Source organism: Paenibacillus glycanilyticus NBRC 16618, assembly GCF_004000805.1.
GTDB lineage: Bacteria > Bacillota > Bacilli > Paenibacillales > Paenibacillaceae > Pristimantibacillus > Pristimantibacillus glycanilyticus.
Map to the genome: position 1 here is coordinate 212,413 of NZ_BILY01000009.1, position 12,130 is coordinate 224,542.

General features: G+C 49.9%; 11 protein-coding genes. 5 read left to right on the forward strand and 6 right to left on the reverse strand.

Annotated features, from left to right (window positions below; all coding sequences use genetic code 11):
* Positions 1-30: 30 nt before the first annotated feature.
* Together PGL01S_RS09780 and PGL01S_RS09785 are read left to right on the forward strand one after the other, a co-directional pair.
* On the forward strand, positions 31-1,017 hold the full coding sequence (locus PGL01S_RS09780; RefSeq protein ID WP_127493947.1) for a Gfo/Idh/MocA family protein: 987 nt from the start codon (positions 31-33) through the stop codon (positions 1,015-1,017).
* A 249-nt stretch (positions 1,018-1,266) separates the two neighbouring features.
* Positions 1,267-1,833 carry an NUDIX domain-containing protein gene (locus PGL01S_RS09785; protein ID WP_127493950.1) on the forward strand — a complete coding sequence of 189 codons (567 nt, stop codon included), beginning with the start codon at positions 1,267-1,269 and terminating at the stop codon, positions 1,831-1,833.
* A 275-nt stretch (positions 1,834-2,108) separates the two neighbouring features.
* Here PGL01S_RS09785 and PGL01S_RS09790 read toward each other — a convergent pair whose 3' ends face one another.
* The 4 genes from PGL01S_RS09790 to PGL01S_RS09805 form a co-directional block, all read right to left on the reverse strand.
* On the reverse strand, positions 2,109-3,053 hold the full coding sequence (locus PGL01S_RS09790) for a ribose-phosphate diphosphokinase (protein WP_127493953.1): 945 nt from the start codon (positions 3,051-3,053) through the stop codon (positions 2,109-2,111).
* 139 nt (positions 3,054-3,192) lie between these two features.
* Positions 3,193-4,506, reverse strand: coding sequence for an ABC transporter substrate-binding protein (locus PGL01S_RS09795; protein ID WP_127493955.1), 1,314 nt, complete (start codon positions 4,504-4,506; stop codon positions 3,193-3,195).
* A gap of 235 nt (positions 4,507-4,741) precedes the next feature.
* The gene (locus tag PGL01S_RS09800) at positions 4,742-5,572 is read right to left on the reverse strand and encodes a carbohydrate ABC transporter permease (protein WP_127493957.1); all 831 of its coding nucleotides are present in this window, start codon (positions 5,570-5,572) and stop codon (positions 4,742-4,744) included.
* Complete coding sequence (locus tag PGL01S_RS09805; protein WP_127493959.1) at positions 5,573-6,460, reverse strand: carbohydrate ABC transporter permease; 888 nt, start codon at positions 6,458-6,460, stop codon at positions 5,573-5,575.
* 131 nt (positions 6,461-6,591) lie between these two features.
* Between PGL01S_RS09805 and PGL01S_RS09810 the strand changes: the two genes are divergently transcribed.
* Complete coding sequence (locus PGL01S_RS09810) at positions 6,592-8,424, forward strand: cache domain-containing sensor histidine kinase (RefSeq protein ID WP_127493962.1); 1,833 nt, start codon at positions 6,592-6,594, stop codon at positions 8,422-8,424.
* Complete coding sequence (locus PGL01S_RS09815) at positions 8,421-10,034, forward strand: response regulator (RefSeq protein WP_127493965.1); 1,614 nt, start codon at positions 8,421-8,423, stop codon at positions 10,032-10,034. The genes PGL01S_RS09810 and PGL01S_RS09815 overlap by 4 nt, the downstream gene beginning before the upstream one ends.
* Before the next feature lie 284 nt (positions 10,035-10,318).
* Here the strand turns inward: PGL01S_RS09815 and PGL01S_RS09820 are convergent, their stop codons facing one another.
* Positions 10,319-11,080 (reverse strand): SDR family oxidoreductase, encoded by a 762-nt coding sequence (locus PGL01S_RS09820; RefSeq protein ID WP_127493967.1) that lies wholly within the window; start codon positions 11,078-11,080, stop codon positions 10,319-10,321.
* A complete protein-coding gene (locus PGL01S_RS09825; protein ID WP_127493970.1) occupies positions 11,077-11,451 on the reverse strand; it encodes a MerR family transcriptional regulator in 375 nt (124 codons plus the stop codon). The genes PGL01S_RS09820 and PGL01S_RS09825 overlap by 4 nt, the downstream gene beginning before the upstream one ends.
* Positions 11,452-11,602: 151 nt before the next feature.
* Between PGL01S_RS09825 and PGL01S_RS09830 the strand changes: the two genes are divergently transcribed.
* Positions 11,603-12,106, forward strand: coding sequence for a GNAT family N-acetyltransferase (locus PGL01S_RS09830; protein ID WP_127493973.1), 504 nt, complete (start codon positions 11,603-11,605; stop codon positions 12,104-12,106).
* Positions 12,107-12,130: the final 24 nt, after the last annotated feature.

Below are 12,130 nucleotides of genomic sequence, written 5' to 3' on the forward strand. Positions count from 1 at the left end.
GATATACTGCGGTTGGAGGTGTAGGAAATAATGGAGAATAGAACGATCAAATGGGGCATTCTCGGCGCAGGCTGGATTGCATCCCAATTCGCCCGCGATTTGGCTTTTGCACAGGATGCAGAGCTTAGCGCGGTAGGCTCTCGCTCCCTTGAGAAGGCTGCAGAGTTCGCCGGCAAATTCGGCGGGAAACGCGCGTATGGAAGTTACGAGGAGCTGGTGAACGATGCCGAGATCGACATTATTTATGTCGCGACTCCTCACCCGTCCCATAAGGAACATGTTCTGCAATGTCTTCGCGCAGGCAAAGCGGTATTATGCGAGAAGCCTTTTACGGTCAATGTAAAAGAAGCAGAGGAAGTTGTGCAATACGCAAGAGAAAACCGCATCTTCTTGATGGAAGCGATGTGGACGCGGTTCCTGCCCGTCATCCGCAAGGTCCGTGAGTGGATCGAAGAGGGCCGTATCGGCGATGTTCGGCTGCTTAAGGCAGACTTTGGCTTCCGCACCGGAGTTAATTCGGAAGGACGTTTATTTAAACCGGCTTTGGCTGGCGGCGCGCTGCTGGATGTCGGCATTTATCCGCTCTCCTTCGCTTCCATGTTATTTGGGGCAAAACCGAAGCAGATTCTTAGCACCGCTCATCTTGGCGAGACTGGCGTAGACGAAGAGAACAGCATCCTGCTCTCTTATGAAGGCGGTCAGACCGCTTTGCTGAGCTCGGCCATCCGTCTGAACTCGGGCAGTGATGCTTACATAATGGGGACAGAAGGCTCCATTAAGATTCCTTCCTTCTTTAATGCCAAGTCCGCAACGCTTGTTGCCTCGGACGGTACGGAAGAAACCTTCTCGGATGACCGTACGACGCTTGGTTACGTGTATGAGGCCGAAGCGGCAGGGCAATACATCCGTGAAGGCAAGCTTGAGAGCGAGGTTATTTCGCTGGACGAAACCCTGCAGCTTATGCGGATCATGGACGAAATCCGCGGGCAATGGGGACTGCGTTATCCATTTGAATAATAAACGAAGAAAAGGACCGGTTCTGTACCGGTCCTTTTTGTCTTAGAATAAAAAAGTGGCCCGCATTCGGGATACGGGCCCAAGAGACAAGCTATATCAAATAGGGAGTATGGTCATTATGTTCTCCCAAGATTAAACAAAGCTGAAAAGTACATTAGTTTCACATAAAAAATTAGGGCCATTGTCCGCAAAGCTAAGGTATAATGATCTCTATATTGTTTGCCATTTTGCCGGAGGGGGAAAATCCACATGGAAAATATTAATTTTTGCATGGCTTGCGGAGATAAGCTGGAAGTAAGGGGGATTGGCGGGGAGGACCGCAAGGCTTGCCCAAGCTGCAGCTTTGTTCACTGGGGTAATTACAGCATCGGCGTAGGAGCATGCGTCGTGAAGGATAACAAGGTTCTTCTGGTCCGCCGCGCCCATGAACCGGGAAAAGGCTATTGGACAACGCCGGGCGGCTACATTGAACAGTTCGAGCAGATTAGAGGTTCGGTTGCTCGCGAGGTATGGGAAGAAACGGGCGTCCGCGCGATCGTGTCCAAAATTATCGGCATTCGCGACCGGCCGCATTCGGTGCATGACGTCTACATAACATTCGAAATGGAATACATCGACGGCGAGCCTCGTCCGGACGGCGTGGAAGTAGACGGCGCGGGCTTCTTCAGCCTCGAGGAAATGGAGTCCATGAACGTCGCCGACTTGACCGCCTGGCAGGTTGATCTCGCCCTTAACGGCGGCGACGGCGGCTTGGCCGAGGATACCAAACCAATCCGCGACAGCCTTAAGAAGTACGGCCTCTATCGGGCTAAGTAACATCTTCTCCAATAACAAAGAGCCCCGGATTCAATTCCGGGGCTCTTGTTTTGTTCCCACTCCCACACCCGATAAACAGGTGTGGGACGAAGCGTTTGTGATGTTAAAAGTGCATGCGAAGAGGGGTGGAGGAAATGTATCGCCTGGAGGAGCGGAGCGTCTGCCTTTGGTTTCGTGGGAATACACCTAATCAAATTCATTCAGAATCCCACGAGACCAACAGCAGCCGCAAGGCGATACTTTTCCGTAATCCCGACCACCAGCACGACCTAACTTCACATCTGCTTCGTCTTAAACAACCTGTTTATCGATCCGCCATTATTAATGATACGCAAAGCATTCGCCAGCAGATCCGCCATTGGCAGAACAACAAACTTGTCCGAATGGTTCGGGTCAATCGCGATCGTATCCGTAATCACAACCTCTTTAATGAAAGGATGCGTCAGCTTCTCAAGCGCGTTCTCCGAGAACAGGCCGTGAGTGGCGCAGATATAAGCATCGTTGGCACCGCGTTTGTTCAAGGCTTCCACAACCTTGATAATGGTGCCGCCCGTATCGATCAAATCCTCGATAATAATCGGCGTCATGCCTTCGACTTCGCCGATAATATGCGTAATTTTCGACGTATTGTGGGCAGGACGGTTCTTGATCATAATCGCGAACGGACAGTCCATGTAGTTGGCAAGCTTCTCCGCCGTCGTTGCGCGTCCGGCATCCGGCGAGACAACGACAGGGTTTTTAATGTTTTTGCTCTTCAAATAGTCGGTGATCAAATCAAGGGCGGTAATATGATCGACCGGAATTTCGAAAAAGCCCTGGATCGGATCGGCATGCAGGTCAACCGTAATGAGGCGGTCGGCGCCAACGGTCGTCAGGACATCGGCAACCAGCTTGGCGGAAATCGGCTCGCGCGGAGCGGATTTCCGTTCCTGACGGGCATAACCGTAATAAGGCATGATGATATTGATTGTTTTTGCGGAGGCCCGTTTGGCCGCATCAATCATAATCATAAGTTCAACAAGATGCTCATTCACCGGATGAGACAATGATTGAATGATATAAACATGGGCCGAGCGAATTGACTCTATGTAACGCAGGCTGATTTCTCCGCTTGCCAGTCTGGAGATTTCAATGTCTCCAAGAGGAACGTCAAGTTTTCGGCATAGCTCTTCCGCGAGCGGGCGGTTCGAGGAACCGGAAAAGATTTTTACATTTTGCATCCGCTTGTCTCCTTACGTTCGATATACAGATAGTCCCATTATAGCCTTTCCCCAAACAAATTCAAAATTCCGGTAGGCCCAAAAAAGAAAGCGGCCTCGAAAAGTCCGCTTAGGACTTCTCAAGACCACCTGTCTTCGCTTATTTCGCTACGATATCTTGAATCGCTTTTTCCAGCTTGTCGAAGAGCTGGTCTTTATCAATCGATCCGCCTTGGTACTCCTGCATGGCAGCGCCCCAGCCTTGCGGCACGCCGTCAGGGTAACGGCCCCAATGCCAGCCGCCGGCAGTTGCTGCCTGCTCGGATACGGCAACGCCCATTTGACCGATTTCATCCGCTGTAGGCTTGATGGAAGTGAGAGCAGGGATGAATTTGAATTCTTTTGTCAGGTACGATTTGCCGGTGTCCGAAGTAACCATCCAGTTCAGGAATTTTTTCGCTTCTTCGGCGTTTTTGGATTTGCTGTTTACGATCCAGAAGTTTGCAGGACCCGTGTAGATATGAGCATTGCCGCTGTCGTCAATCGGAATAGGGAGCAGGCCAACGTTCAGCTTCGCTACTTTGTCCACGTCGCCTTGGATCCAGTTACCTTGCTGAATCATCGCTGCTTTGCCGGATGCGAAGTTCGCAACCTGCGTCGCATAGTCGGTTGTCAGCTTGTCTTTCTGGCTGTATTTGAACACAACGTCAACGTAGTTAATCCATTTCTTGAATACATCGTTGTCTTTGAAGTTTGCGCTGCCGTCTTTTGTTCCGTTGATGAAGGCGATTGGATCCGGCTGTTCGGCAAGACCAACGTTGATCGTGTGATGACCGATCGACCACCATTCGTTTGTTGTCGAGAACGGCGTAATGCCTGCTGCTTGCAGTTTTTTTGCTGCGTCCTCAAGCTCAGTCAACGTTTTAGGAAGGGTAGTGATGCCGGCTTTTTCGAACAAGTCCTTGTTATAGAAAATGCCATAGCCCTCGATGTTCATCGGCATGCCGAGCAGCTTGCCGTCTACTTGAGCAGGTCCTGCAGCAGCAGGGATGACGTCTTTCGCCCAAGGCTCGCCGGACAAGTCTGTTGCGCGGTCGTAATAAGCTTCAAGCGCTGCGTAACCTTCGGAGTTGAAGATCTCCGGTTCGGAGCCGGAAGCGATTTCAGCCTTCAGCAGGGCATTGTAGTCTTCGCCGCCGCCATGCGTTTCGACTTCGACTTTAACGCCGGTCTCTTTCTCATATTCTTCAGCCATGCGGTTAAGCGCGTCGGCAATTTCCACTTTGAACTGGAATACTTTGATCTTAACGTCTTTCTTAGGAGCCGTAGAAGCCTCCGATGTCGCATTGGCAGATTCAGAAGGCTTGTTGCTTGCTTCGGAGCCCGAGCTATTGCCATTGTTGCTGTTGTTACCGCAGCCGGCAGCGGTCAATGTCAGGATTGCTGCAGCGAGAAGAATAGAAAGCTTTTTCATTTCGTTAACCTCCCCATGGTTTGTCAAGCTTTAGCGGTTCTCTTTACAAGTTTGATTATATGGAAGCTGAAAGCCAAGAAACACAGACGTTTTTGTCGTGAAAAGTGCAAAATATTGATATTACCACAATAGAATTTATACGTTTCGGAGAACTCGAAACATAAATTCTATTTGGCGATAAAACCTACCTCTAAACGCGGTCGTTCATCTTTGAGAAGCCTCGATAGTGGTTTTCTCACCCTTTGAGCGATCCCGAAGAGATTCCCTCGATAATATGCTTTTGCAGCATAAGGAACATGATAATGATCGGCATTATGCCCATGGTCAGACCGGCCAGAGCCAGATCCCATTGCTTCGTATATTGCCCAAAGAAGCGGGTAATCGCGAGCGGAATGGTCGTGAGATCCTTGTTCGAACCGATGATCAGCACCGGCAGCAGGTAGTCGTTCCAGATCCACAAGCCGTTAAGGATAATAACCGTTACGATAATCGGGCGAAGCAGCGGGAACACGATTTTCCAGAACACGCCATACGGCGAGCAGCCGTCCACTACGGCCGCTTCTTCGATCTCAAGCGGAACGCTTTTAATAAACCCGTGGAACAGGAAGACCGAAAGCGATAAGCCAAAGCCGAGATAACAGACGACAATGCCGAACATGTTGGCTCTAAGCTCCAGGAAGCTGGTTACGCGTACCAGCTGAAGCATAACCGACTGGAACGGTATGATCATCGCCGAGATAAACGCCGTAAACAGGATTTTGTTAAAGACGGTTGGCTTGCGGACAAGCCGGTAGCCCGTCATGGCGCTGATGATCACGATGCCAGTCACGCTGATGCCGGTAATCAGGACCGAATTCAGCAAAGCTTTCGGGAATTTAATAATATCCCATACCTTCGAGTAATTCGAGAACAGGTACTTGTCCGGGAACGAGGCGGCGTCCACCATAATCTCGCCAAGCGCTTTTACCGAATTGACAAGGACGAAGTAAAAAGGAGCAATGAAAAGCAGAGCGAGCAGGATCGCTGCAGCTGCTACGGCCCAAAGCCGGGAACGGGAAGCTGTCATTTACGCTTCGACCTCCTTCCGTTTGGTCAGCCACACTTGCGTGACGGCAATGATGGAGACTGCAAAGAAGAACAGCATGGCTTTGGCGGTGCCTAGCCCGTAACGGTTGTTGACCAGCGCCTCGGCATAAATGTTATAAGCAAGCGATTGGGTGGAAGTACCCGGACCGCCCTTCGTAAGCGATAGGTTCAGGTCGAACATTTTGAATGCGCCGGATGTCGTCAGGAACAAGCAGACCGTAATGGCCGGCATAACAAGCGGCATTATCACTTTGCGGACGGTTTGGAAGTAGGTTGCTCCGTCAATCGTTGCGGCTTCCATCAAATCCTTCGGTACGCCAACGATCGCCGCGATATAAATAACCATCATGTAGCCGGTTGTCTGCCAGACGAAGACGATAACGAGTCCCCAGAAGCCGGTCTCCGGCGTGCCGAGCCATGGAAGCTCGAAGAAGTGCCAGCCCGTCATTTCGCCGATGGTTTTGAAGCCTTTGGTAAAAATAAACTGCCAGATATAACCGAGCAGAATACCGCCAATCATGTTAGGCAGGAAGAAAATCGTACGGAGCGTATTGCGTCCCCGCATGGGCCGGGTTAACAGAAGCCCCAGGATAAGAGCCAGAATATTGGTCACGACTACGGTCACGACCGTAAACTTCAACGTAAATTTAAAGGATGCCCAAAATTTGTCGTCGTTCGTAAAGATGCGGTGGAGATTATCCATGCCGATCCATTTCGCTTTGTCTAGATCCAGGCCATTCCACTCCGTGAAGGAAAAGTAGAAGCCAAGCAGGAACGGAATAAGCACGATAATCGTGAAGACGATCATGCCCGGTCCGACAAATACAAGCTGCTGTATCCATTCGTTTGATCTTTTTCGTAAGTTCAATTGGAGTCCCCCTTCGTAATGCGGCTTTAAGTATCGGTGCATAGCTAGACTATAAACAGTTATTGAAATTTGAACCACCGATAGATATGATGGGTTAGGTGTAATATATTGACCTTGGGGGTTAGGACGTCATGTTTGCGTTCGCAACGAGTATTAACCGGAAGCTGATGGCGCTCTTGCTGGCCGTCACGATTATTCCGATTACGGTATCGATGATTATCTCGAATTATTACATCAAGGATAAGGTGACGCAGCAGTCGATTCACGAGAATCAGAACCTGCTGGCGCTTGGCAAAAACAACATTCTGGGCTATATGGACAAGATCAACGAAAACTCGCTTGACGTGTACTTGAACATTAACAAGTCCAATTCGCTGTATGCCTTGATCGAGCGGGGGCAGTCGCCAAACGTAAACGTACCGATGTTCGACGAGAAAAATAATTTGCAGATTTACGCCCATATGCTGAATATTTATCAGTCTACAAACGGGATTCATCAAATCCAGCTGCAGATCGGGGATGGCAAGCTGACGTATCTGATGGCCCGCGGGTTTTTCCGCAGAGGGATCAATCAACCGCTGGAATGGCCAACGGAGCATGGCTCGAATCCGAAGCCGTTTGTGGAGGCTACGCATACAAGCGTGCATTATAATTTGGATTGGAGTCATGCCGTCAAAGAGGAAAGCGTTTTCACTTTGCGGCGGCCGATTATCCGGACGCCTAGCGACGAAGTGATCGGTTATTTGTCGATGGACGTTAAATCGGATGAGCTGAACCAGATCTGCCGGCAGCTGACGATGTCTTCCGAAGAGCAGCTGTATATTATCGACCGGAGCCGCAATTTCGTGTGCTCGGTAAATGGGCAGGAAGACCAGGATCAGCTGAAATGGACGAATCAGGTTCTTGCTTCCAAGCAGGAAAACGGCGTGATCAAATGGAAAGATCAGTCTTTTTCCGGCATCGTCATTTATGATACACTCAGTACCAATTACATGGACTGGGTCGTGGTGAAGCAGCTTCCGTACTCGTATTTGTACGAGAGCGCAACGGCGATCCGGACGATTAATACGTCGGTTATCGCGATCTTTATGGTGCTTGCGGTTATCGCAAGCTTCCTCGTCAGCTACCAGTTCACGAAGCCGGTCAAGCGGCTTATCGGGCATATCAACCAGGTGCAGTCCGGGAATTTCAACGTCGTGGTGCCAGTTGATCGGAAGGACGAGATCGGCATATTGGCAAGGCGTTTCAATACGATGATTCAGACGATCCGGGATTTGATCAATAGCGAATACCGGCTGGAAATTGCCAATAAGACGAATCAGCTGAGAGCGATGCAGGCGCAGATCAATCCGCATTTTCTGTACAATGCCCTGCAGTCGATCGGGACGCTGGCCCTTCATGCCGGGGCGCCAAAGGTATATACGCTTATCACTTCGATTGCGAAAATGATGAGATACAACATGAATACCAGCGAGTCCATTGTGCCTTTCTCGATGGAGCTGAATCATGCGAAGGCGTATCTTGAGCTGCAGCAGCAAAGATTCAACGAACAGCTGACGGTGCATTACGAGATTGATCCGGCCTCTCTGTCGGTACAGGTGCCCAAAATGCTGCTGCAGCCGCTTGTCGAGAACTATTTCAAGCATGGCTATGAGAACTCGGGGCGCAGCGGCGTTCTTCGATTGTTCTCGGAAGTTACCGACGACGGAAGCTGGCTGACGATCCGGATTGAGGATAACGGTAGCGGGATGGATCCGGATAAGCTGCGGGAGCTGCGACAGCTGTTATTCCGTTCCACCGGAGCGCTGCTCGAGGAGCAGAGGAGCATCGGCATCAGCAACGTCTGGATGAGGCTGAAGCTTTATTACAACGAGGAAGCGGAAATGAGCATTGACTCTTCGCCTGCGGGCGGATTTACCGTGACCCTGCGAATACCTGTGCAAGAGCTGGAGGAACGAGCATGAAAATACTCATTGTAGACGATGAACAGCATGTGCGCGAAGCGGTTAAGCTGCTGATTGATTGGGAGCAGCTCGGAATCAATGAAATTTACGAAGCCGATAACGGCGATTCCGCCATTGAAGTGCTGGGGAATATCCAGCCGGAAATCGTCATTACCGATATGCGAATGCCGAACCGAGATGGGGTAGAGCTGCTGGCTTGGATGAAAGAGAAGGGGCGAAAAAGCAAGACGATCGTCATCAGCGGCTACGACGATTTCCATCTGGTGCGCAGCTCGATGAAATACGGCGGTCAGGATTATTTGCTGAAGCCGATTGACCCGGAGCAGCTGATGGAGGCTCTTCAGAAAGCGAAGCAGAGCTGGGAGCAGGAGGATCAGGCCCGCAGGCTTGATCAGCAGCGCAGCATCGAAATCAACCAGATTAAGCCGGTGTACCGGGATAAGCTGTTCTCGACGATGATCAGTGAAGCCGGGGCTGGCGGGCAAGTGGCGGTTCCGGCCGTGCTGAAGGAGGAATTTCAGCTGGATCGCGCGACGGAATGCCAGGTCATCATTCTGAGCACCGGGATGCTGGAGCCTCAAATCTCCCGTAAATTCGATGGTAACCGGGATCTGCTCACTTTTTGCCTGATCAATGTGTGCAACGAAATACTCAAGCCGAAAAATAACGGCTTTGCGTTCCGCTATTGGAACAGCGAGCATGAGATTATTATCTTGCTGTGGGATCGGCTGGCGGATTGGGAGGACTTGCTTGCGCAAATCACGGAAGGAATCGTGAAGTCGATTCATGGACGGTTCCATTACGGAGTAGGGCATAAGCAGGCTTTCCCAACGGGTTTATCGTTATCGTACCAGGAGGCAAGAGCCGCGCTGAAGCAGCGTAATCTGCTCAAGGACAACAGTTATGTTCATTGCAGCGAGCAAGGCTTTAAAACGGGAATCCACTCCCTGAGCATTGCCGCTTACGAAGAGCGGTTCCGTCTTGCGGTGTGGAGCGGCAAGGAGAAAGATATCGAGACGGCCGTCGAGAGCTTCCTCGAGAATGCACGGCTGCTGCCGGTTATTACGCAAGAGCAGATTGAGCTATGGCGCTTCGAATACGAATCCATGCTGAGCCGCTGGCGGCAGGAGCTTGCGGCCAAGCAGGACATTCAGGCAAGTGCGGAGCCGTCTTCGAGCCTGCCGTTGTATGTGTTGCTGGATGAGCAGGGCAGATTGTCTCTGGAGCTCTGCAGGCGCGAGCTGCTGAACGGGCTTAGCGCGTTTGCGGCATTAACGGGTGCCGGCGGCAATAAAGAGCATAGCATTATGCGGGACATTGCCAGATACATGGAGCAGAATTATAATCGCGAGGTTACGCTGCAGGATATCTCCGAAAGGTTTTACCTGAGCAGAGAATATATTTCCCGCCGCTTCAAACAGGAGTTGGGGGAGAATGTTTTTGATTACCTGGGCCGTATCCGTGTTGAAAAAGCGAAGCTGCTGCTGCAAAATCCGAATCTGAAGATCGCCCAGATCGCCGAGATGGTCGGTTATGACGACGATAAATATTTCAGCAAGGTGTTTAAGAAGTTTGAGGGGCAGTCGCCTAACCAGTACAGGAAATTGTGATGCGCATGGTCAAATTACAATGAAATGGTACGGTAAAACTGCGCAGTCGAATGTTCTTCCAATCGCTGTTGTTCCCAGATTCCTTGAATTTAAATTTTAATGGTGGGAATCCGGGAACAAAGGCGAACGCTCCGCTTTTCCAGAATCATTCGAGCAGCTTCGTTATACCAACCATTTTAAAATTTGAAAAAGCGCTCACAAAAGAAAAAAATAAAAAGAAAGAAGGAGCTTGGCAGCTCCTTTGTTTTGTTAGTTTGTTTTTGTGGGGTAGCAGGATCGGTTGGTTATTCGATCAAATTTTTTGTCGCTTGGTACATGTTCTCTGCGTATTTATCGATATCGTCGCGGGACATGCGGAGACGGTCTACCGAGGTGCCGTAGCCGATCTCGGATTTGCCTTCCTGAAGACCTTGGAAGATACCATCGGCGAAGGCATCGAGAGGCTCGCCGTGGAAATGGAGACCCGCGCCGCCCAGATCGGTATTAACGGCCGGAGGGGCAACCTCGATGACTTCTACGGAAGTTGCCGAGAGCTGATGTCTCAAGCTGATCGTAAAGGAGTGGAGGGCAGCCTTCGTAGCCGAATAGATCGGTGCAATGGCGAATGGCGTAAAGGCCAGACCGGATGTCACATTGATTATAGCCGCGTTCTCTTTTTCCGCAAAAAACGGAGCAAACAGCATCGCAAGATGGAAGGGAGCTTCAATGTTTGTGGTCAATTCTTTATTGAAATACGCCCAGTCGTTCTTTACATCCGATTTCAACACGTTGAAACGCTGCTGAATCCCCGCATTGTTAACCAATACGTTGGTCGCCGGATAATTCGCAGTCACCCAATCAAACAGAGCGATCCGCTCGGCTTCATTGCTCAAATCGCTGGCTTTGGTTATAAGGCCGGGCAGCTTGTCTTGCGCGGCTTGAAGCACTTGCTCGCGCCTTCCGGTAACAATAACCGTATTGCCGGCTTTCATAAATCGTTCCGCGAATGCTAAACCAATCCCCGTGCTTCCGCCTGTGATGAGTATCGTATTTCCTGAAAGTTTCATATTAGCGCCTCCTGGGTTTGTTTGATATAACGTTGTATTTTTACTTCGATTCCCTCTAGGGATTCCGTCATTAAAGCCATTTGCGCCAGCACCGTCTGCTTATGCTTGTTCAGCATGTCAAGACGAAGAGTCACCGTGCTTGCGCCTTCAATGACCCAATCGATATATTGCTTGATCTCATCGATGGGCATGTTCGTATTTTTTAAGCACATGACCGTTCCAAGCAATGTCATTTGATCTTCCGAAAATAACCTTCTGCCGGCATGATCACGCTCAATTAGCGGGAGAAGACCTTTTTTCTCATAGTAACGAATCGTTGATTCGGGTATATCTAATTTGGCAGCAGCTTCACCAATGGAATAATAGTTCATCTGGAGTCCTCCAATTTGTTGTCGACGGGAATATCATACGACTTAAACCTTGGTTTAAGTCAAGCGATATGAAAAAGAATTTATTGTACCTTTATACCGTCATGGTAAAATACTCCATATCGCTTTATTTTCTACATGGAGGTGTATTTAAATGACTAACAGGATTTCACTGAGACAGCTTTCCAGCCTGGACGAGGCCGAGATGTTGAATAAGGAATTTGCCGCACATTTTCCGTGGTATCGGCAAGGCGATTATTATATCAGATGCTTGGAAGAGAACCGTGCCGGGAAACGAATAACGTTGATGGCCTTTTACGGGGAGGAGCTGACGGGCTGCTGTCATTTGATCTACGAGTCCAAATACCCGTATTTTGCCGAACGTCATATACCGGAAGTAAATGATTTAAGCGTATTTCAAGAGTACAGGAAAAAGGGGATCGCCAGCAAACTGCTGGACGAGCTCGAGAGCAAAACATCGGAATCATTCAAGTATATCGGGCTTGGTGTCGGATTATATAAGGATTACGGAAATGCCCAACGGTTGTACGGTAAACGGGGATACGTCATGGATGGCAACGGGCTGACTTACAATAATGTCGAGGTTAAACCCGGCACGGACGTCTTGCAACTAGAATGGAAAGTGGACACCCGTTAAGAGAAATACCATAATGGTCTTAAC

Excerpts from the sequence above, each read along its gene's own strand:
- PGL01S_RS09780 (WP_127493947.1), top strand. The coding sequence starts at position 31 with ATGGAGAATAGAACGATCAAATGGGGCATTCTCGGCGCAGGCTGGATT.
- PGL01S_RS09785 (WP_127493950.1), top strand. The coding sequence starts at position 1,267 with ATGGAAAATATTAATTTTTGCATGGCTTGCGGAGATAAGCTGGAAGTA.
- PGL01S_RS09790 (WP_127493953.1), bottom strand. The coding sequence starts at position 3,053 with ATGCAAAATGTAAAAATCTTTTCCGGTTCCTCGAACCGCCCGCTCGCG.
- PGL01S_RS09795 (WP_127493955.1), bottom strand. The coding sequence starts at position 4,506 with ATGAAAAAGCTTTCTATTCTTCTCGCTGCAGCAATCCTGACATTGACC.
- PGL01S_RS09800 (WP_127493957.1), bottom strand. The coding sequence starts at position 5,572 with ATGACAGCTTCCCGTTCCCGGCTTTGGGCCGTAGCAGCTGCAGCGATC.
- PGL01S_RS09810 (WP_127493962.1), top strand. The coding sequence starts at position 6,592 with ATGTTTGCGTTCGCAACGAGTATTAACCGGAAGCTGATGGCGCTCTTG.
- PGL01S_RS09815 (WP_127493965.1), top strand. The coding sequence starts at position 8,421 with ATGAAAATACTCATTGTAGACGATGAACAGCATGTGCGCGAAGCGGTT.
- PGL01S_RS09820 (WP_127493967.1), bottom strand. The coding sequence starts at position 11,080 with ATGAAACTTTCAGGAAATACGATACTCATCACAGGCGGAAGCACGGGG.
- PGL01S_RS09825 (WP_127493970.1), bottom strand. The coding sequence starts at position 11,451 with ATGAACTATTATTCCATTGGTGAAGCTGCTGCCAAATTAGATATACCC.
- PGL01S_RS09830 (WP_127493973.1), top strand. The coding sequence starts at position 11,603 with ATGACTAACAGGATTTCACTGAGACAGCTTTCCAGCCTGGACGAGGCC.